Source organism: Anaerobacillus sp., from assembly GCF_046314235.1.
In the GTDB taxonomy this organism is placed as follows: domain Bacteria; phylum Bacillota; class Bacilli; order Bacillales; family Anaerobacillaceae; genus Anaerobacillus.
This window is the reverse complement of the sequence record NZ_JBKBWN010000007.1, coordinates 140701-160158: the sequence shown is the minus strand read 5'-3', so window position 1 is coordinate 160158 and position 19458 is coordinate 140701. Positions and strand designations below refer to the sequence as shown.

General features: G+C 35.6%; 23 protein-coding genes. 7 read left to right on the top strand and 16 right to left on the bottom strand.

The features are described from left to right. Positions 1–9 precede the first annotated feature (9 nt). The 3 genes from ACK4M9_RS11955 to ACK4M9_RS11945 all read right to left on the bottom strand — a co-directional run bounded on the left by ACK4M9_RS11955 (position 10) and on the right by ACK4M9_RS11945 (position 3070). Positions 10–789: a PmeII family type II restriction endonuclease gene (locus ACK4M9_RS11955; protein ID WP_409850686.1), complete on the bottom strand. Its 780-nt coding sequence runs from the start codon at positions 787–789 to the stop codon at positions 10–12. Between the two features lie 137 nt (positions 790–926). Further along, complete coding sequence (locus ACK4M9_RS11950) at positions 927–1502, bottom strand: recombinase family protein (RefSeq protein WP_409850684.1); 576 nt, start codon at positions 1500–1502, stop codon at positions 927–929. Between the two features lie 41 nt (positions 1503–1543). Then, entirely contained in the window at positions 1544–3070 is a 1527-nt protein-coding gene (locus ACK4M9_RS11945; RefSeq protein ID WP_409850682.1) for a recombinase family protein, read from the bottom strand. Between the two features lie 202 nt (positions 3071–3272). Between ACK4M9_RS11945 and yfkAB the strand changes: the two genes are divergently transcribed. After that, positions 3273–4466: a radical SAM/CxCxxxxC motif protein YfkAB gene (gene yfkAB, locus ACK4M9_RS11940; protein WP_409850680.1), complete on the top strand. Its 1194-nt coding sequence runs from the start codon at positions 3273–3275 to the stop codon at positions 4464–4466. Positions 4467–4801: 335 nt separating this feature from the next. On the opposite strand, the gene ACK4M9_RS11935 is transcribed toward yfkAB, so the two are convergent. Next, a complete protein-coding gene (locus ACK4M9_RS11935) occupies positions 4802–5599 on the bottom strand; it encodes a YfkD family protein (protein WP_409850678.1) in 798 nt (265 codons plus the stop codon). Positions 5600–5689: 90 nt separating this feature from the next. Beyond that, a complete protein-coding gene (locus ACK4M9_RS11930) occupies positions 5690–6298 on the bottom strand; it encodes a YczE/YyaS/YitT family protein (RefSeq protein ID WP_409850676.1) in 609 nt (202 codons plus the stop codon). Between the two features lie 228 nt (positions 6299–6526). Between ACK4M9_RS11930 and ACK4M9_RS11925 the strand changes: the two genes are divergently transcribed. Together ACK4M9_RS11925 and ACK4M9_RS11920 are read left to right on the top strand one after the other, a co-directional pair. Continuing rightward, positions 6527–7147, top strand: coding sequence for a DUF421 domain-containing protein (locus ACK4M9_RS11925; RefSeq protein WP_409850674.1), 621 nt, complete (start codon positions 6527–6529; stop codon positions 7145–7147). Between the two features lie 120 nt (positions 7148–7267). After that, a complete protein-coding gene (locus ACK4M9_RS11920) occupies positions 7268–7672 on the top strand; it encodes a pyridoxamine 5'-phosphate oxidase family protein (protein WP_409850672.1) in 405 nt (134 codons plus the stop codon). Between the two features lie 75 nt (positions 7673–7747). Here ACK4M9_RS11920 and ACK4M9_RS11915 read toward each other — a convergent pair whose 3' ends face one another. Further along, entirely contained in the window at positions 7748–8140 is a 393-nt protein-coding gene (locus tag ACK4M9_RS11915; protein WP_409850670.1) for an OsmC family protein, read from the bottom strand. Between the two features lie 230 nt (positions 8141–8370). Between ACK4M9_RS11915 and ACK4M9_RS11910 the strand changes: the two genes are divergently transcribed. Then, on the top strand, positions 8371–9576 hold the full coding sequence (locus ACK4M9_RS11910; RefSeq protein WP_409850668.1) for an MFS transporter: 1206 nt from the start codon (positions 8371–8373) through the stop codon (positions 9574–9576). Between the two features lie 170 nt (positions 9577–9746). On the opposite strand, the gene ACK4M9_RS11905 is transcribed toward ACK4M9_RS11910, so the two are convergent. From ACK4M9_RS11905 to ACK4M9_RS11875, 7 genes are all read right to left on the bottom strand, one after another. Continuing rightward, on the bottom strand, positions 9747–10535 hold the full coding sequence (locus tag ACK4M9_RS11905; protein ID WP_409850666.1) for a VLRF1 family aeRF1-type release factor: 789 nt from the start codon (positions 10533–10535) through the stop codon (positions 9747–9749). A gap of 119 nt (positions 10536–10654) precedes the next feature. Further along, positions 10655–11713 carry a Cj0069 family protein gene (locus ACK4M9_RS11900; RefSeq protein WP_409850664.1) on the bottom strand — a complete coding sequence of 353 codons (1059 nt, stop codon included), beginning with the start codon at positions 11711–11713 and terminating at the stop codon, positions 10655–10657. A 311-nt stretch (positions 11714–12024) separates the two neighbouring features. Beyond that, on the bottom strand, positions 12025–12174 hold the full coding sequence (locus ACK4M9_RS11895; protein ID WP_409850662.1) for a hypothetical protein: 150 nt from the start codon (positions 12172–12174) through the stop codon (positions 12025–12027). A 101-nt stretch (positions 12175–12275) separates the two neighbouring features. Beyond that, positions 12276–12674, bottom strand: coding sequence for a hypothetical protein (locus ACK4M9_RS11890; protein ID WP_409850660.1), 399 nt, complete (start codon positions 12672–12674; stop codon positions 12276–12278). A 142-nt stretch (positions 12675–12816) separates the two neighbouring features. Beyond that, positions 12817–13782: an MBL fold metallo-hydrolase gene (locus ACK4M9_RS11885; protein ID WP_409850658.1), complete on the bottom strand. Its 966-nt coding sequence runs from the start codon at positions 13780–13782 to the stop codon at positions 12817–12819. 259 nt (positions 13783–14041) lie between these two features. After that, positions 14042–14191: a hypothetical protein gene (locus ACK4M9_RS11880; RefSeq protein ID WP_409850656.1), complete on the bottom strand. Its 150-nt coding sequence runs from the start codon at positions 14189–14191 to the stop codon at positions 14042–14044. 483 nt (positions 14192–14674) lie between these two features. After that, positions 14675–15181, bottom strand: a complete 507-nt coding sequence (locus ACK4M9_RS11875; protein ID WP_409850654.1) for a hypothetical protein — start codon at positions 15179–15181, stop codon at positions 14675–14677. A 203-nt stretch (positions 15182–15384) separates the two neighbouring features. Between ACK4M9_RS11875 and ACK4M9_RS11870 the strand changes: the two genes are divergently transcribed. Beyond that, positions 15385–15522 carry an FbpB family small basic protein gene (locus ACK4M9_RS11870; protein WP_409850652.1) on the top strand — a complete coding sequence of 46 codons (138 nt, stop codon included), beginning with the start codon at positions 15385–15387 and terminating at the stop codon, positions 15520–15522. Between the two features lie 182 nt (positions 15523–15704). Here ACK4M9_RS11870 and ACK4M9_RS11865 read toward each other — a convergent pair whose 3' ends face one another. The 3 genes from ACK4M9_RS11865 to ACK4M9_RS11855 all read right to left on the bottom strand — a co-directional run bounded on the left by ACK4M9_RS11865 (position 15705) and on the right by ACK4M9_RS11855 (position 17463). Continuing rightward, entirely contained in the window at positions 15705–16034 is a 330-nt protein-coding gene (locus ACK4M9_RS11865) for an SCP2 sterol-binding domain-containing protein (RefSeq protein ID WP_409850650.1), read from the bottom strand. Positions 16035–16246: 212 nt separating this feature from the next. Next, positions 16247–16966 (bottom strand): lysophospholipid acyltransferase family protein, encoded by a 720-nt coding sequence (locus ACK4M9_RS11860; RefSeq protein WP_409850648.1) that lies wholly within the window; start codon positions 16964–16966, stop codon positions 16247–16249. A gap of 338 nt (positions 16967–17304) precedes the next feature. Further along, positions 17305–17463 carry a small, acid-soluble spore protein L gene (locus ACK4M9_RS11855; RefSeq protein WP_261176692.1) on the bottom strand — a complete coding sequence of 53 codons (159 nt, stop codon included), beginning with the start codon at positions 17461–17463 and terminating at the stop codon, positions 17305–17307. A 172-nt stretch (positions 17464–17635) separates the two neighbouring features. On the opposite strand from ACK4M9_RS11855, the gene ACK4M9_RS11850 reads away from it, so the two are divergent. After that, positions 17636–18181: an RNA polymerase sigma factor gene (locus ACK4M9_RS11850; RefSeq protein ID WP_409850646.1), complete on the top strand. Its 546-nt coding sequence runs from the start codon at positions 17636–17638 to the stop codon at positions 18179–18181. Further along, on the top strand, positions 18165–19421 hold the full coding sequence (locus ACK4M9_RS11845; RefSeq protein WP_409850644.1) for a hypothetical protein: 1257 nt from the start codon (positions 18165–18167) through the stop codon (positions 19419–19421). Before ACK4M9_RS11850 ends, ACK4M9_RS11845 begins: the two co-directional genes overlap by 17 nt. Positions 19422–19458: the final 37 nt, after the last annotated feature.

The following is a 19458-nucleotide window of genomic DNA, read 5'->3' as shown; positions in this document are numbered from 1 at the left end:
CTTTTTTAACTAATTCTCTTCATCAAAAAGAGATGCTTGTAAATTGTCAGAGTTTAAAGAGTTTTCTATTTGCCTTTCTAAATCCACAATTACACTTTCAACTAATTCAGTACCATCATACTCTAAGGCTACCTCACTTATAGCCCCTGTAATTCTATTATAAAAATCTTCATGACCTGTTAACCTATGCCAAAATTCAGCACCAACAATTACAGGATGGTCTAGTTGTACTTTTTTGTAATGTGCATTTAGTTCCTCAGGCTCACCATAGAAAACTCCTACAATTAAGTCATTAAAACCAATATTAGCATTATTAGTCCTAGCAAGGTTTCTAATATCTGTAAAATGATCTTTAATTGTTTTTACATCACCAGAATTAATGGTATTTGTACTTGCTTTAACTTGACAATACTTTCTTCTACCATCAATTTTGTCAACAAACTCAATATCAAGACCTGGGATTAATGATGAAAAGCCCTCTAAGACAACATGACAAAACTTTTGTACCTGATTTCCAAAGATGGTATTAAGGGATGTACCTATTACTCTTGGATATACTAAAGCCTCAGCAATACTTCTAGGATTATCATTACCCTTAATAAAGGTAGCTTTATATTTATCAAGAAAAGGATTTAACCTAAAATTACTAAGGTTTCTACATTCCTCAGTCCTAGCAATATGATTTGGTACAATTTCATTCCTAAAAAAATCCTTTGCCCTCTCAATAATGGCATTAAGTTCAATCTCAGAAAGTTCCTGTTGCTCTAATTGATTATTTTCCTCAGACATTGTATTCCTCCTTATAACAAGATTAGAAACCTAGTAAAATAGGCTTGTATTATATTCTTATTTTTAATATTACCATTTTATTCCTAGATATGATATTTATTTAGCAAAACAAAAGTAGACAAAAAAGAGACTAGCCATCAGCTAATCCCTCTTTCCTTTAATTTTCTATATATTGTAGCCTTACTTACTCCTGTAATGTCTGCAATCTGTTTAGCAGTATGCTTACCTGCATCATAAAGCTCTAGAGCATAACCTACCTTTGTACAGCTCTTAGTAGGTCTGCCAAACTTAACACCCTTCTCCTGAGCTACCTTAACTCCTTCTTTTACTCTCTGAGTAATCATAGCTCTTTCCATCTGCCCTAAAGCTCCCATTATAGTAAGTAGAAAGTCTGACATAGGATTATCAGCAGTAGTATCTAACCAACTATCTGAGACTGACTTTAGATAAGCTCCTTTAGACTTTATCAGCTCTACTATCTCTAGTAAGTCCTTTGTAGACCTGCTTAGTCTGTCAATACTGACTATTAAAACTGTATCCCCTGCCTGTAACTCCTCTAGCATCTTGTTAAGCTCAGGTCTATCTCTCTTAGCTCCTGATATTCTATCTGAATAGATGTATTCGCAGTTTGTTTTAAGCTGTTCCTCCTGCCTGTCAAACTTTTGCTCCTCTTTTCTAGTTGATATTCTCATGTAACCTAATGTCCTGCTCATCTAAAGCCTCCTAGTATTAGAAAACTCTCTAATAGTCCTGCTTACTTATATTCTACTCTGATGCTAAAAGGCTTTTCTCCTCCTACATCACTTTTTTCTTTCCAATAATAGACCCTATCAATTACATCTAAGAGGAGCTTATTAGTCTTAGTAGTATCAGCATCCATATCTAAAGATAAGAGTCTTTCTATTTTATCCTTTGCTTTCTTATGCTTATCTATCTCAGACTTAGCATCTGCTCCCTCTAGAGAGCTTAGCTCCTGAGTTATATACTGCTGTTTCTCCTTAATGTTCTTAATCTCCTGAGTAGCCTCATCCTGCTCATAGATACCTGCTTTAAAACCATCCTGTACCCTTTTCTTTTGTTCATCTAGCTTGTTATATTGTAGAGTTAGCTCTTGTTGTTTCTGAGCTACTTTACTGATAAAGCTGTTATCTCCTGCAATAATAGCCTCTATAGCATTATCTAACTCTGAGAGATGCTCTGTTAGCTCTTTAAGTATTGCCTCCTCTACCCTAGAGGCTTTAACTCCATTATTGATACATCTAGGATTATCCTTAGCCTCCTGCTTAGCTTTATGACCTTTAGAGGAATGACAGTTAAGTACATAAAGCTCCCTACTGTCCTTATCTAACTCAGCTTTACCTTTCCTGTTACCATACTTCATACAAAAAGATAAGGTCTGTTTACACTCAGGGCATACTAGCAGTTTAGATAATGTATATACTCCTCTCTGAGATGACTGAGGTACTTTCCTATGCTTTTCTTTTAGTTGCTGAGCCTTATTAAATGTGTCTGCATCTACTAAAGCAGGATGAGCCTCCTCAACATTTATAACATCCTCTCCCTGTAACTCATAATGTACTACTCCTCTATAAGCTACATTAGTGAGGATTAAAGAGAGACCTCTAACAGAGAAGGGCTGACCTGCTCTATTTGTAATACCTCTGAGGCTTAACTGTTCTACTATCTCAGTCTGATTGTAACCCTGATTAACATACAGATCATAAATAAGTTCTACTACCTTAGCCTCCTCAGGATGAGGTAGTAAATGCTTATTGTCATCCTTTGTATATCCAAAAGGAGCTATACCAAAGTAAACTCCCTTTTTGATAGCTTGTATTCTACCTCTCTTGAGCTTTCTTTTAGTCATCCTCATAAAATGGTTATCCATTTCTGACTGGATACCTGATACAAAGATGTCATCATCATTTAAAAAGTTATAAGTTTTATGGAGAGTAAAGAGCAATAAGCCCTCACTTTTCATAAACCTTACAAACATACCAAAGTCTGTTCTATCTCTTGTTAATCTGTCTTGGTCTGTAACAAGGACTCCATCATAAATATTCCTTTTAAGCTCCATTTTCATCCTCTGATACTCAGGTCTATTATCATCCTCAGAGCTACCTTCCTCAGAAAATACCTCATATTCCATATTGTTAGACTCTGCATAGTCAGTAAGTAGCTCTAACTGCCTGTTTATCTCTAGGGCATCAGCATCCTTTAACCTAGACTTTCTGACATAAATAGCTACTAGCTTTTTTTGTAATTTGCTCATGTTGCTCATGTTGTATTTGCTCCTATTCTCTCTTTGACCTGTCTATTATAAAAGCATATTAACTCAAACAGGCTATCATAAACCCTATTATAACAGGTATTTATAATGTTGCAAGATGTTTTACATAGGATGGTTATATGTACTTCTCATTGACATATGTTATACAATTTAATCATAATAGTTAGGTATAAATAAGATAGGAGTAATTGAAATGAATCAAATTCAAAACAAAACTAAAAGCAGTCCTCAAAATGATGCTTGGGAGGCTTACTTAGATATAGAGCTTTATGGTAAAACAACCCTATCTAGCATAGAATTTACCACTACTAACCTCTGTAATATGAGATGTAGACATTGTGCTGTAGGACATACCCTCCAACATAAAGACCCTGAGGCACTTCCTTTAGAGCTATTACTGCAAAGATTAGCTGAAATACCTACACTTAGAACAATAAGCATCACAGGTGGAGAGCCTATGATGTCCTTAAAGTCAGTAGAAAACTATGTATTACCTTTATTGAAGTATGCACATGAGAGAGGTATCTACACTCAGATAAACTCTAACCTAACATTGGAGCTTGAGAGATATAAGCTCATAGCTCCTTACCTAGATGTATTACACATCTCTCATAACTGGGGAACAGTAGAGGAGTTTATAGATACTGGCTTTGCTATGATGAAAAGAAAGCCTACAAGGGAACAAAGAAAAGAATTATTTGACAGGATGATAACTAATTCTAAGGCTTTATCTGAAATGGGAGTTTTAGTATCTGCTGAGACAATGATTAATAAAAATACATTACCTCACTTAGAAAAAATTCATAAGCAGGTAGTAGAGGAGATGGGATGTAAAAGACATGAAATTCACCCTATGTATGATAGTGGATTTGTTGGTATGACTGAGCCTACAGAGATGCAAAATTCTTTACATTCCATGTACCCTAGCGATTTTGCAAGTAGCCTTGAAGTCGCTTCTATTTTCGAGCTTCAAAATGGGATTGCGCGACTGTTAAACCATCGCGATAAAAATGTATGGATGTTGTTTGGAACGCTGCCGTTTTATGCTTGCAGTGAAAATAAAGCGGATTTATTACTTTTAGATCGTCTATATAATGAAGAAAACGTCACGGTTCGTAATGATCCCGATGGCCGTTCGCGGCTTAATGTTAACATATTTGACGGTGAAATCATTGTTACTGATTTCGGTGATGCGCCGCCGCTTGGCAATGTGAAAGATACTTCACTATTAGACGCTTATCATCACTGGATTAATACTGATATTGCCAAAAGCCTTTCATGCCATTGTAAAAACGTGAAATGCTTAGGACCAAATCTGCTTGTAAAAGATACTTACTATCCAACCACGGATTTTACCAAGCAAAGTTCAAAGATTGTCTTAAAGTAAGAAAAGCGCAGAGCGCCCGCCTAGCGGCGACAAGCAAATGTTCTGACAAGCAACTTCTTGAATAATCATCTTTGCAAGCTTTGCGACGAGTAACCGCAGGAGCAAGGAAGTGGGCTTTTTCACTTTTTTATCTAAGAAAAAGTGAAATCCTTTTTCCTCGGCAGGTTATTTGACCTCGAGCCAAATACTTCTTTGAGCTACTTCTCCGCGATTTTGCGACGAGTAACCGCAGGAGCAGCTGGCGCTCGGAGCTAGACAACTTTTAAAGTTCAAAATGTTTTACTTTCTTATCTTTTAAAAAAACTTCTTAGGTGCCTGGCACCTAAGAAGTTTTTTTAGCGTGGTTGATTAGCTGAGAAGAATTTTAAAGCAACATGGTCTTGAACAGGGATCCACGCGCCAATCCCTTGTTGTGTAACATTTTTAACTTCGATCCGCTTTTTACCACCTTTAATGACGAGGAAAACTTCACCATAGGTAACCTTTCCTTTTTCATTAGCTGCTGGTACATACGAATATAAATATCCTACCTGTTTAACAGGGATATTATAAACCTGCTCCTTTTTAGTGCCATGGCCAATAACGGTAGATAACGCGAGTGGTAACCCCGTATTTTGAGCGGCTTTAATCATCATCATTTTTTGGACTTCATCACTATTAGGTAATTGTGCGGTTAAACCACCAGTAATTTTCTTTTGTTGCTCTTGAACGTATTGGATTCTTTTTGGCGTAGTAGCCCCACGATTATCATGATAGTTTGTGTTTACTTTTTGATATTCCCAGTTCACACTTGTTTCATTGGACTCATATACTAAAGGCCACTGCCCTAAATAAATAGAGGCATTCAAGGCAAAACCTAGTTTATTCCCTTTAATAGATGACTCATTTAAAATTCGAATTAATTCAGGATTTTCAATGGAAACGTTCGCTGTGTCCAACAGTTCTTGCGTTAACTCACTTGGTTGCAGATAAGGCAAATCTTGGGTCGGATTCGGATACGTATTTTCCTTTGAGATATTCAACACATAATTTGGTATTGCTTTTTCTTCTTCCTTCTTATCATCTGCTAAAGCTACAAAAGGTTGAATAACTAATAAGCTTAGCAAAGTGAAAACAATGATTAATTTCTTCAAGTTGTTCTTCCTCCTAAAATAACGATATTTACAAGACTGGTTACCGTTATTTTTTTCGAAGGTATATAAAATTATCCTCTTTATTTCAATTTATTTAGAACCGTGAACAACACGTTCTAAATGTGGGAAAAACAATTGGATCATTGGCCCAATTGAAACAGTTACAAGGATCGTACCAATTCCGATAGGTCCCCCGACAATAAAAGCAAATACTAAAGCAGTAACTTCAGCGATCGTTTTTGCGACCCCTAAGCTTACCTTTAACCGCAATTGAATCGCCATCATAAATCGATCAATAGGGATGATTGCAAATTTCGCTTGTAAATAAGTCGCAATTCCAAACCCCATGAGGAGAACACCGATAATTAATATAATAAATCGGACCAACATCGTCTCGAGCTTTAAATCAGGGAAAACAAATAACAACCAAAAATCTATAAAATAACCGATGATTAATACCGTTACTATTGAAATAAACTCTGGTCGCTTTTTTAATAATAATGCGTTAATGAAAATTAAAAATACTCCAATTAAGATGACCCACGTACCTACAGTAAAGCCTATTAAGTTGGAAAGCCCCACATTTAGAGCGTCCCATGCTCCCGCACCAAGATCACAGAGAATTGTAAAACTAATTCCTAATGAAAGAATACCTAAACCTAACAAAAAACTTAAAGCTCTTTTTACTTTTGTACTCATTTAACTAACTCCTTATAAAACTGTTATTTTATTTAACATGTGAGTGAATTTCATAATTTTAATCGAGCTATATGAAACTAAAATGTAGTTGCGAATGGTTTTATCGCAACTACATTTAGAACTTAGTAGCGAATACTGAAATTCATTGATGTAGAATAATAACTACTTATTTATGGAAACTTACGTGATATATTACTTTTAATTTTTATTCAGAAGAAGGTGAAGAAGATGTTGGACTTTCATTGGGTGTGGAAATCAATTTTGATCGTCATTGTAGGGTCGCTTGTTTTACGCTTAGCAGGGCGAAAATCGATTTCCCAGCTTACGGTATCGCAAACGGTCATTATGATTTCAATTGGGAATTTAATGATCCAACCAGTTAGTAACCGAAACATTTTTGTTACATTTTTAATTGCGTTGCTCCTCGTGCTCGTCCTCATCCTCATGGAATACATTCAAACAAAAAATGATAAATTTGAAAGCTTTATTACCGGAAAAGGAATCCTTGTTATCGAAAACGGAGTTGCTATCGAGAAAAACCTTAAGAAGTTGCGGTTAACCTTTGACCAACTTGAAGTTCGACTCCGTCAAGAAAACGTTAAATCGATAGCTGATGTTCAACTAGCAACGATCGAGCCAAGTGGCCAAATAGGACTTTTATTAAAAGAATATGCTCAGCCGGCGACAAAGCAAGATATTCAAATTTTGATCAATTATTTGCATAGTCAGCTTCCCGGAACAAAAATTCAACCACCGACGATCGTGAAATCATCGGTCGGCGAGAAGAACCTATTCACCGAAGTGAAAACAAAAGGTGCAAACCAAAAATCCCATGGTCATCTTTCATAAGCTTGGTTTATTTTACCCATTTCTATTTCTCTAAAAAGATAAATGAATGAAAACCAATTTTAAACAGAAATTATATTGAGGGATGTTTCCCACCAATATATTTTGAAAGGAGTAACGAAAATGGAAAATAAAAATATCCAAGAAGTAATCAATATAATTGATAACGACCATGTCGGTGTTTTATCAACGATGCAAGGAAACAAGCCACATGCAAGGTATATGATGTTTTTTCACGATGAATTACAGCTTTATACTGCAACAAATAAGAAAACACATAAAGTTGAGGAAATTGAAAATAACCCAAATGTCCATGTTCTTTTAGGGTTTGATCATAAAGGTGATAAGTATATTGAGCTTCAAGGTAAGGCTAGTATCGTAAATGACCAACAGTTAAAAGAGAAATATTGGAATGAACAATTAACTCCTTGGTTAGATGGTCCAAACGATCCTGAATACTGCTTATTACAAATCAATCCAGAACACATCGAACTGATTGACGGCAATAACGAAACAACCATTATGTAAGGATATAAAAACTAAGGTTTTCGCTGGATAGCGCGAACCTTAGTTTTTTCTTTTTCCTATCTTGAGAAGGGCATGTTAACGATTTTGATTTATGATCTCAAACGATTCGGTAATTTCAATACTATCTTCAACAGATTGAACCATTGAGCAATTTTTCCGCGTTACTTTCAAACACTTTTCAATCACTTCTTCGGTTAACCCTGTTCCAGTAATAACAAAATGCATATGGATCTTCTGAACGCTGTTTGCTTTTTTCTCGTTGCGCTCTATTTCAGTTGTCACCGTAATATCAGAATATGTAAGACGTTTTTTTTCTAACACTTTTCGAAGAACGCCACCACTACAGACAGCTACTGCTGAGACTAATAGTTGATATGGGCGATATCCGTATTTGTCATCACCAGAAATTTGAAGCTTGCCGAACTCCACTTCAGTTTCAAAGCTTTTTTCTTTCATAAAAAACTTCATGCGCGATCACTTCCTTTTTTCTTCTTGCTTCTCATTGTAAACATTCTCACAGGTTTCGTCATCCTTTTTATGAAAAAGCTATACTTAAAAAATAATCGCTAGCTTCATTATTATAGATGTATCCTGATGAAAATGAACTATCGTGTTTTTTTAGTTTCAATCATCTGTAAGAAAAGTTACAATAAGAAGTGGTTGCTCTTAACCCTATACTTTTCGATTGGAGTTTTTTTATGCATACTTTAAAGGAAAACAATCCTGTATATCGTTATTGGGTGTTAGTAGCGATGGTCATGATTGCGGGCTTTTCCCAAGGGATGTTGCTGCCGCTACTTGCGATTATGCTTGAACAAATCGGAATCTCATCATCTTTAAATGGGCTTAACGCAGCAGGTCTTTATATTGGAATATTATTAGTCTCACCATTTATCGAAAAACCGGTACGTCACTTCGGCTATAAACCCGTCATTGTCACCGGTTTAATTTTAGTCGCAACTTCATTACTGCTGTTTCCATTTTGGCAAGTGTTTTGGTTTTGGTTTATGCTTCGCGTTATTGTTGGGATTGGCGATAATTTAATTCACTACGCAACCCAAGTTTGGATTACCTCAACTAGTCCTAAAGCAAAGCGCGGTCGAAATCTATCCATTTACGGATTAGCCTTTGGAATTGGATTTGGAATCGGGCCCTTAATGACCCGATTACTAGCAATTAATGAATACTTACCATTTATTATTGCTTCTGTTACTAGCCTTCTGTCGTGGGGGTTTATTATGCTACTTCGTAATGAGTGGCCAGATAATCAAATTGAGACCGGGTCTCGTCTAAACACGTTTGGTAGATATAAAAAGGTCCTTTCATTAGCTTGGTTTGCTTTATTACCAGGGTTTTGCTATGGCTTTTTGGAAGCATCGTTGCATGGCAGCTTCCCTGTCTACGCCTTACGATCTGGAATTACGATTGAATGGGTTTCAATTCTTTTGCCTTCTTTTGTGGTGGGAAGTTTAGTTACTCAGCTGCCATTAGGAATTCTAAGCGATAAAATCGGGCGAAAAAACGTCTTACTCTCTGTACTTTTTCTTGGGTCGATATCCTTCGCCGCTATGGCCTTTTTAGAATCTTCTATGCTAGGCCTCTTACTATGCTTTATTATCGCAGGGATGTTTCTAGGTTCACTTTTCTCACTAGGTATTGCTTATTTAGCAGACTTAATTCCGAGCTCATTAATCCCTACAGGAAATGTCATGGTCTCAATTTGCTTCGCTTTAGGTAGTATTGTCGGTCCAGTTGTTGGTGGGATCTTTATCGATCTGTTTGAAACAGGTAGTATTTATTACTCAATTAGTGGGATGCTGCTCTTTGTACTAATTGCTGGTCTTGTTTTCAAGCAGCGACAAGAGGATAGTGAAGTAAATGTAATGAAGCAAAATGCAGTGTAATAGGAAAAGGCTGTCCACAAGAATGCTCATTCACCTCGTCCCCTATAGATCGTGCATTTACACAATTTATAGTTTGGAGGTGAGCTGAGCCCCTTTTGGACAGCCTCATTTTTTCACTTTTAGTTTTCTTTTACTATTAGTTGCGAACGACATTGTTCCTAAAATTGTCACTACATCGCCAATACTTCGCGATTAATCATCTGTTTCTGATCGATATTTGAAACTGTTTTTCTAAGGACATTTTTTATCTTTAAATTTAGCTCGTTCTCTAACAACGATAAATATTCAGCTTGACCGATGATGTGGATATGATTCCAACGGTTTTCCTTCGATTCGCGCTCGATTACTGGGATCATATTTCTGATCCAACGTTGTTTGTTGGCCTCATATCGATCTTGAAACGCGTCACGATGATTAGCACTTGATGCTGTTCGATCTGCAGCTGCTATCCCTTCAAATAATCTCCAATCATCTGTATAAGCCTCAAATTCAAATTGAGCGATTACTTCTAGCTCCCCCAGTTCAGAGTGCATTAAAATAAGTTCATCTACATTGGCAATGACAACACCACTTGTTGGATATGAACGTTGAATTTCTTCTAATTGTGCAAGCTTAGGCTCATCCTCCCAGAAGAACTCTGTTTCTACAGGTACCTGCAAAAAATGTACTGAAAATAGCTTGTCCACATTTGAAGCAAAGATGATCGCACCTTTCTGCAAATTCGTTACCGAATCGTTCATTGTTTTTTCTACTTTCTTTTTTAACTTTTTAAATTCTTTAACTTCCTTATCATCACTACCCAATCGGATATACTCTTCCAGCTTTTTTAAGCCATTCTTTAATTTTATTTTCCAAGACCCACTTTGACACTCAGCTCTATCAGTATTTAAGTAAATCGTTAATACTTTCCCTTTGTTTTCAATTTCCTTTAATTCATTAATTACATTTCGTAATGCCAATTTAAGTCCCCCTTATAATGGATTACTTGTCTATAACCTAATTCTTCATTTAACAAACATTTTATTTTGATACGGACAAAAAACCCTAATTGGTGCCAGGCACCAATTAGGGTTTTCCTTTAAAGTTGTCCTTCTAATTCTTTATTTTTATTTTTCGTAACAAGTTTAATAATCGCTTCTGCAACATCATCACTTAATTCGAGATGTGAAGTAAAGCCTACGCAAGAGCAATTCATTTCACCAATTATATATTTGTCACGACCGTTTTCATCTGTATCTAAAATGAAATCAGCTGTCCAAATGAGTGGTAAGTCATAATTCCCTAAAATTTCTACAATCATTGGCAGTTTTTCTTTGAAAAGGCTAATTAATACGGGCCAATCCTCTGGTGTATCGTAACGGTATTTAGCACCGGAAAAGAGTGTTGCCGAAAATGCGTTATCTCCTTCGGCAGGCTTTTTGTGAACTACATTGACTGGTTTATCATTTATCATTAAGATACGAATTTCACCTTCAACGATCCTTGGTAAAAAAGGCATATCAACAAGCATTCCATTTTCACCTTCAATATACTGCTCGCAAAAATTAATAAATTCACCTAATCGAAATTCTAGGACTTTGTTATCCTTCGCTTCTGTACATCTAACATACGCCGAAAAAAGCGCGCCATTTTCATCAACTTCTCTATAATCAATTAACTCAACACGCCAAATCCCTTCGCCCGTCGAACCACGATTTTGCTTTAAGACACGTTCACCTTTAACAAGCTGCTTTGGGAAGTTCGCTATAAAATCAGACATCGTGTAGTAAGCAAATGTATCTGTAGGAACCAAACTTGTGTCTCTAAGCTTAACAAGTACATCCTTAGCGCCATAGCTCATCATCACTTCTGGGCGTTCCATTCCGATGATCCCTTGCTTAGTTAATTGACGTAACATTGCGAAATAGCTTGTTTCATCCTCTAAGTTTCCGGGGTTAATCCGGCTAATATATGCATCAGCCGTTTTAACAATCGTCTGAAATATTTCTTCTTTCTTTGCTTCTGTATAAAAAATAACTTCAGCGGTCCAACCCATCTTTTCTAAAGATTTAACCATCGGCATTGTGTCGGGCCTAAAACCATCTGCTCCTTTGTCATTGCCACCTTTTACTTCTAAAAAAACTACATGTCTCTTCATTAAGACACCCCATTCTCATTTGCTATAGGATAATTCCAAAACGGCAGTTATCTATTTTTAATGTACAAAACAAAAAGGGCTTTGTATATAAGAAACTGTTACGAAATCATTTCATCAATGTGGAAAATTACTTGCTGCCAAAATTGCGATTTGAATTAAGCACATACCTATTATCAGTCTTCCCTGAAATTTTTCTAATATTAGAAAGACGCAGAGGTGGACAACTTTCAAAGTGAAAAAGTTAAACATTCTTACCTATAAAAAAAGAAGGCAACCACGATTGTGATTACCTTCCTAAAACCATAAACACATTACTGCCTATTCAAAATCGATGTTCTAGGGCCGTAGCGGTTTTTGTCTGCTGGTAACACCTCTTTCATAGGTAATTGCTTTAATGCACTACCATGTTCAAGGCTATCACACCTCTCAATTTGAGATGTTGCTTCTAAAAACAGTTTCACTTTCCTTACATCTTCTTGAATGATTGACTAGTGAATATGGTTTTTGTAAAGAGGACTGAAACGCCCTCCTTGCTAATTATCATGTGCTACGAAGTAAGTTGTTATGCGTTCTTTTCATCTTCCAACTTTTGGTTAGCTTCTGCCTCGAAATTTTGCTTGCCCGTTACATACATATTAATAAGGGCGTCTTTCGTTTCTTGAACGGTCGAGATCATTTGTGATGAACTATTCTTCAAATGCTTAATGTTTTCTGTAATGGCTTTTAGATCGCGGTTTGTTTCATCCATTGCCTTAGTAACTTTGGCTGATGTTGTTTTCAACTGACCAATAATTTCTGCACGATTTTCGTTAACAAAACTTAAAATTTCTGTCGTCTTTTCATAAGAACTTGATAAGCACGAACACATCTTTGATTTAGACTTAAAAGCAACCGCGAGAGATCCAACAATTCCACCTATGACAATACTTTGTATCAATAGCTTCTTTCTACTCTCTTCCAAATTCCACACCCCTATCAGCTAAAATCTTAGTTATATTTTAACAATATTTTGATTAAGTCGTACAACCTTTTTTAGCCTTAAACGATGTTTTTTAGGTAGATGTTCACTTTTCTTACATTTATGAAAATGAATGAACAACCACTCAGTTTTTAATGTAAAAAATAAGACCTTTTCTAGTTAAAGTCGTTATCTCGCCTCTTGATTCTAATAAATCTAAATGTCCAATAATTTCCGACATTGTAAGCATCGGTTGTTTTTGATAAATATGTGGAAAGTATAGTTTACATAATTCAAAACTTGAAATACCTTCATTAGGAATAATACTCTTTAACCGTTTAGCCTTTTCTTCATGTTCTTTAAAGCGGATTTCTAATAACCGTTGTAGATCGACGATATCCTCGCCATGCCCAGAATAAACCTTCCTCAACTTAAGATCTAGACATTTCTGCAGAGCTTCTCGATATTGCAACAATGTATGTGGACGCTCCTCGTCATCACTATATGGCGGCTCTAAGATAGCATTGGATGAAATATGCGAAATAATATGATCCCCACCAATTAACAGTTTATCTGCTTCATGAAATAGTGAGATGTGACTTTGGGCATGTCCAGGAGTCTCAATAACTTTCCAACCTGGTAGTCCCTCAATTGTATCGCCCTCTTCTACTTCGATATCGAGACCTTTCCTACCCGTATAAGATAAAAACTGTCGATTTGCTTCTACCATTTTTTCAATTAATTGACTTGGTACATGATGCTTCCTGAAAAATTCATAAAAATATTTTTCAATAAACGTTGTAAAGGTTATGTCTTTTCTAAGCCATGCATCAGACTTTTTATGGCCTACAATTCTCGCATGAGAAAACAAATCCTCAACTAAACCAACATGGTCTGGGTGATGATGAGTTAAGATTACTTGATCAATGTCTTTAGGTGAGTAGCCAAATTTATTTAGCGATTGCTTTAATACTTCTTTCGTATCAGCGCTATTAGGACCTGTATCAACAAGCGTTAATAACTCTCCTTTAATGAGATAAACATTAACTGGTCCAACTAAAAACGGTGTCGGTAAGATTATTTTTTCGATTGTCTCTGCTTTAGCGATCATACCTGCCTCCTATAATTGTTTTTCTATATTTATTGTACAATAATAAAGTTTGAATTGTTAGTATTTTCTATCAATAGCACCAAATAATTAATCACTTAAAGCATTTATTTATTGGCCAGAAATGATAAAAGGGGCTATCCCAAGACAAGTATCAGTCACCTCGTCTACTATAAATAGATTATGTACAAACATACACATCTATCAATAGTACGAATTCGAGGTGTTCTGACACTTATGGGACAGCCCCTTACATAATTAATTAATTATATGCTTCTGTTAGGAAGACGTCTGTATCTAATCTTTCAAAACTGTTTACTTCAGTTTTTTTCAACTCTTTAAGTTCTCTAGTTAAACGCTCAATTTTTCTTTCCATTTCCTCAAGAACTTTTACATCAATAGATACTGTCATTAGATGTCCTCCTCTTTTTTAATAATTAACTTATAAATAATTTAACTTATGTGAATATTCTAATAAATTAAAACAGAAAAGTAAATAGCGATTTAACGCTGTAAACGGTTACAATTGTGACTTTTTTGTGACGCGGTTTGTTGATAACTTTTAATTTTGTTGATAAGTCTGTTGGTAAGTGCTTATATTATCCACAAGGTTGTTATTAAACTCACCAAAAGCTTGTCCTTTTTCCTGTGGCGATAAGGTTTCCTATAAAATAATATGTGGGTAACTATTAAAATATATCGAAACGCCTTTAATAGTGTTAGAACAATGTGACCGGTATTTCGTTTATCACTTGCCAATTATTTTTAAGTTAGGGGTCTTTCATACTCAAGAATCTAGATCAACCCTGCTTCACTTGAACATGACTATGTAATAATTCCTTTTTGGACTGCACCTACTAAGTCAAATAGTGGTTCAAAAAGGAATATAACGAGCTTACTGTGAATACGGAGAAGAATATTGAAAAGGAAGCTCCCGATATTGATATATAGTTTCGTCACGACGATTTTGGTTGATGAGGATATAGTTTAAAATTGAGAGGTGTTTTAATTCATCGTGAATAAAGGTATCTGCCTTATTTTGAAGTTCTACATAGGGAGATAGCTTTTTTATTTTCTTATAGATAGCAATAATGTCTAACTTCTGAAAAAACAAATCATGGATTCCTTTTAGAAATGATTCTGGAACTTCAAATGTCGGCGGATCACCTCCTGGATGCTGCCCTGTTAATGTAAAGTACACTTTTTTTAATTCATCAAAATGCTCTCGTTCATCTTCTAGCATTATCCGTAAAAATCTGCTATCTTCCTTAGTAGGCGCAATTACGTTCAAGTAATCAAAAGTCAATTCTGTAATTGCCTCAAATCTTACTACTTCAATAACCAAATTTAACATCTTTGCAATGTCACGGGAAGACACTGGTTGGAAGCTACTATAATACATGAAATCACACTCCACCTTTTTAAAACTTTGCATACAATTAAACCTTTATATAATGTATGTCGATATCTAAAGTAGGTGAATGTAACGGAACTTTAACAATAACTTTACTGATAATTCGAATTATTGTAACAATTGGTCGTGTTTCTGACCTTTATGATACGTTATAATGAAAGTGTTAAATACAATTAAAGGAACGATGCTAAATGAGGAAAGTAAATAGCAAATCATTTGAGGAACTTGTAGAGGAAAATAAACGACAATTACTAAGTGATCCTGATGCCCTAAAGAAAATTGAAAATAAATTGGAAAATAAGCAGGTCGATTACTCTAAAAAATATTAATCAAACGTTTAATTAAAAATGATAACGCTGCCAATTTAAACGAGGGTGACTCATAAGTGTCGCTCATCTCAAGTAGTATAGATAGAGATGCATTTTTCATTCTACTATGCTTGAGTTGAACGCTCCACTTCTGAATTGCCCTCGTTTTCATATTCATTTATGTTTCTAATAAAAAATAGCGTTTACTCGTATTTTTTTAAAATCGCCTGTAGCTTTAAGGCCAACCCAAGTTCACCTTTAATCTTTAGCTTACCACTCATATATGCTACAGTAGGGTTTAAATTACCGGCAATTAACTTCAACAAGTTTTTATCTGATAGCTGCAATGTACAATTTGGGTCTTCTTTTACTTCTTGAAAAACTTGAACTTGCTCATCCCTAATAACAACCTGATATACTCCTTCCTCATCACCACTTAAATCAAACTGATAGGCAGTATTCACTCCGCTAATCCCTTCTGAATGGTTATTCATTTTTTGGGCAAGCTTATCCAACGTTTCTTTTACTGTCATGATCGTGTACCTCCTAATTAAATTTACTTATAGTAATATAATTAGCTAATAAAACGAAATTCCCTTTTTATTTTCAGATTTTTCTATCGATTGTTCAAAACTAATGGAATATCTAAAAGGAAAAGTATCAGTCACCTCGTTTACTATTAAAAGCCCACAAACATACACTTCTAAAAGTACTTCGAGATAAGCTGATACCTACAGGGCAGTCTTTATTTTTTTAATTGATTATTAATTAACTGATGAACTTCAAGGGCAAGTTCCTTCAAATCTTTCTCTTGATAAACAGCTGGTTGAATATTAGGTAATATTGTCACCGTAACATTTGCTGGCTTTATGCGATTGCCATTTTTCTCCATGATCTTATAAGAACCATTAATGGCGATCGGAACAATCGTCGCCTCTGCTTTTTGCGCTAGTTTAAAGCTACCAGACTTAAAAGGATTCATCTCCATTCCTTTACTTCTAGTTCCTTCTGGAAAAATAACGATAGACGTACCTTTTTTAATATTTTCAGCGCCTTGATTAATCGCCTTGATTGCTTGACGGCGATCTTGACGGTCAAGAAATACGCAATTCATATAGACCATCCAATCCCTAACGATCGGTAATTTCTTCACTTCAATTTTTGAAATGAAGCCAATAGGACGTTCTAAGAAACCTAATAAAATTGGGATATCAAAATTACCTTGATGGTTACTGACGATGACAAAAGGGCCTGTCTCAGGTAAATTCTCTCTACCTCTTACCTCAATTGTAGAACCTGTCAGTTTAACAAGGCTATACGCCCATTTTTCGGCTGTTTTAAAAATCAGTTTTTCCATCTCGTTTTTCTGTCCGCTTTTGTATAATTTTTTTGCCTTAAGTAGTGCTGGATATGTAATAATTAAACGATACCAAAAGTATGCAAACCAAATAGCTGTTCGAACCATAGTGACCTCCAAAAATAATAGTAACTTATATTATACTAGTAAATGGAGATTTTTGAACGACAAATTTTATAAGATTAAATAAGAAAATAGACATGTGTCATACAGCGCACAAACCAGCATGAAAGGCCGAAAAAAGTCCAAGCTTCTGCAAAACGGCTCGGAACTAGAACATTATTTTTTTTCTTATTAAATAAAGCGAGGTAACTCATAAGTTTTTGCTCGCCACAAGTTTATTGCGATATATAGTTGGAGGACCGATACCAACATTACATATTGCACTTGAGGTAACTAATACTTATATTCATGAGTCAGCCTCGCCTCTATATTTTACAAATTAATTATATTTTTGTATTGCTCTTCTTCGCCTTTAAAGCACCTTTACTTAACGGCTCAGTTGAGAATTCATGATCTGGAGATACGCCCATTGGGTTTACACTTGGTTCACCAGGAATGGCGGTATCTCTATTTCCTTTTGTCGGTCTTGGCTTTCTTGCCATGATACATTCACCTCCAACGTATTGGTTTTGCCTAAGCATCATACATAACATGCCCTAGTGAATTCCTTATTATGAGTGTGGGTCATTGCAGAAAATTTTTATCGGAAAGTTGAAACTATTTTTTGTTGCTATTCGACTATATAGTAAATTGGATTTGAAAGGGGGCTAGCATTTGTCCTACGCGAATGAGAAAGAAATAATTCAGCAATTATACGATGACTATTTACATGATGTTTACCAGTATTGTTTGTATTTCACAAACAGTGAGTCTGAAGCTGAAGACTTAACCCAAGATACGTTTATGAAAGTAATGAAAAACTTTCATTCGTTCCAAGGGAATTCGTCAGCAAAAACTTGGATTTTATCAATTGCCCGTAACACAACGATCGACTATTTCCGAAAAAGAAAAATTCAGCAGTTCCTCCCTGAGTTATTTTCGCGGATTTCTCCAACCTCATATGGAGATCCCGAGGCAAATGTCGAACATTTAGAAGAATGGGAAGAGCTCCAATTGGCCTTGCTTAAATTAAAACCTGACTTTCGAAATGTCGTCATTTTACGAGGTCTTAAAGAACTAAGCATAAAGGAAACTGCTGAAATATTGGACTGGAAAGAATCAAAAGTAAAAGTAGATTATCATCGTGCGTTAAAGCAGCTACAAAGTTTCGTCACGAAAAATAAGGAAGGAGGGTTTATTTTTCATGAAGATGCCAAATGATGACTTTTTAGAACCATTACGAAAGCGCCCAGATACTACTCCACGAAAAGAATTTCAAGATAGCTTACATGAAAAAATGTTTGAAGAAGTGAAACGAAGAAGATCAATGGCAAGCTGGAAATTCCGTTTAGGGGTTGTAGCCGTCCTTCTTTTACTGATTATTATTAACCCTCTCGAACTACTGATGACTAAAAAATCCGAAGACGAGTACAGTAGTAGTGAAGAGGCTTATCGAGGGGAACCGACTGACGCTAAAGAGGAGCAAGAGCAAGTTTCTAAAGAAGAAAAGGAAATGTTGGAAAATAGTCATGTTGATCTTGATGAAATTCTCAATAATCACCCAACTTTAAAAGCTCAGTATGATCAATTAACGGAATTTGGCGTTGAACATGGCAAAAGTAATGCCTTTATCCTCTATCAGTACGGGTTATTAACGAAGGATGTCGATATGATTAGCGATTATGGAGGATTTATTTCTAGCTATGAAAAAGAGACTATCCTCCCAAAAGTCATCGCTTACTATGAAAAAAATATTGATTTGTCTACATTAACGATTACAAATATCGAAAGAAGCTTAGCCGAACCAGATTTTTTCATTACTGCCCAGTATCAATCCTATGATGGAAGCTTAATGGAAATCGACTATGTCCTCACTGGATATTACGGTCAAGTATTGGATTGGATCAAAAATCAACATAGCTACTTTATCCAAAGGAAAATTATTGAAGAAAATGGCGCTACAATTGTCTTTCCATATTTCCAAGGCGAGTTAAGGGGAGTTGGCGAAAGTAGCAGCATCGATGAATTAAATAGGCTCATTCAAAATCATGCTCTATTAGCCTCCTACGACAACTACCTTGGTTTACATGGCAATGTAACAGCGAAAATCGTTTATGAAATTTCCTCTGTTTTGAGTATCGAGTTTGAGACAGAGTGGAGTTCTGAGGATCTCGCACATCCGTACAGTAAATCAACGTTTCTCACTTTTGACTTAGGAAAAGGCCGAGCAATGGAACTTTTAGATTTTGTCTCAGAGAAGGAACTACCTTATTTAGAAGAAAAAATAAGGGGAATTATTAAAGAGCGTTGGTCGGATCTCAAGGAAGAAATAACGATTAAAAAAGATCATTCATTCTACTTGTCAGATTGGGATGGCAATATCGTTCTTTACTTCCCGCGCTATGAGTTAACTAGTATGTCTGAAGTAAGGATCCATCCTACACTTGGAATTTTAGACTAGAAAAAAGCGTACTGCCTACACTTGAATTTTAGATTAG

Excerpts from the sequence above, each read along its gene's own strand:
- ACK4M9_RS11955 (WP_409850686.1), bottom strand. The coding sequence starts at position 789 with ATGTCTGAGGAAAATAATCAATTAGAGCAACAGGAACTTTCTGAGATT.
- ACK4M9_RS11950 (WP_409850684.1), bottom strand. The coding sequence starts at position 1,502 with ATGAGCAGGACATTAGGTTACATGAGAATATCAACTAGAAAAGAGGAG.
- ACK4M9_RS11945 (WP_409850682.1), bottom strand. The coding sequence starts at position 3,070 with ATGAGCAACATGAGCAAATTACAAAAAAAGCTAGTAGCTATTTATGTC.
- yfkAB (WP_409850680.1), top strand. The coding sequence starts at position 3,273 with ATGAATCAAATTCAAAACAAAACTAAAAGCAGTCCTCAAAATGATGCT.
- ACK4M9_RS11930 (WP_409850676.1), bottom strand. The coding sequence starts at position 6,298 with ATGAGTACAAAAGTAAAAAGAGCTTTAAGTTTTTTGTTAGGTTTAGGT.
- ACK4M9_RS11925 (WP_409850674.1), top strand. The coding sequence starts at position 6,527 with ATGTTGGACTTTCATTGGGTGTGGAAATCAATTTTGATCGTCATTGTA.
- ACK4M9_RS11920 (WP_409850672.1), top strand. The coding sequence starts at position 7,268 with ATGGAAAATAAAAATATCCAAGAAGTAATCAATATAATTGATAACGAC.
- ACK4M9_RS11915 (WP_409850670.1), bottom strand. The coding sequence starts at position 8,140 with ATGAAGTTTTTTATGAAAGAAAAAAGCTTTGAAACTGAAGTGGAGTTC.
- ACK4M9_RS11910 (WP_409850668.1), top strand. The coding sequence starts at position 8,371 with ATGCATACTTTAAAGGAAAACAATCCTGTATATCGTTATTGGGTGTTA.
- ACK4M9_RS11900 (WP_409850664.1), bottom strand. The coding sequence starts at position 11,713 with ATGAAGAGACATGTAGTTTTTTTAGAAGTAAAAGGTGGCAATGACAAA.
- ACK4M9_RS11885 (WP_409850658.1), bottom strand. The coding sequence starts at position 13,782 with ATGATCGCTAAAGCAGAGACAATCGAAAAAATAATCTTACCGACACCG.
- ACK4M9_RS11880 (WP_409850656.1), bottom strand. The coding sequence starts at position 14,191 with ATGACAGTATCTATTGATGTAAAAGTTCTTGAGGAAATGGAAAGAAAA.
- ACK4M9_RS11875 (WP_409850654.1), bottom strand. The coding sequence starts at position 15,181 with ATGTATTATAGTAGCTTCCAACCAGTGTCTTCCCGTGACATTGCAAAG.
- ACK4M9_RS11870 (WP_409850652.1), top strand. The coding sequence starts at position 15,385 with ATGAGGAAAGTAAATAGCAAATCATTTGAGGAACTTGTAGAGGAAAAT.
- ACK4M9_RS11865 (WP_409850650.1), bottom strand. The coding sequence starts at position 16,034 with ATGACAGTAAAAGAAACGTTGGATAAGCTTGCCCAAAAAATGAATAAC.
- ACK4M9_RS11860 (WP_409850648.1), bottom strand. The coding sequence starts at position 16,966 with ATGGTTCGAACAGCTATTTGGTTTGCATACTTTTGGTATCGTTTAATT.
- ACK4M9_RS11855 (WP_261176692.1), bottom strand. The coding sequence starts at position 17,463 with ATGGCAAGAAAGCCAAGACCGACAAAAGGAAATAGAGATACCGCCATT.
- ACK4M9_RS11845 (WP_409850644.1), top strand. The coding sequence starts at position 18,165 with ATGAAGATGCCAAATGATGACTTTTTAGAACCATTACGAAAGCGCCCA.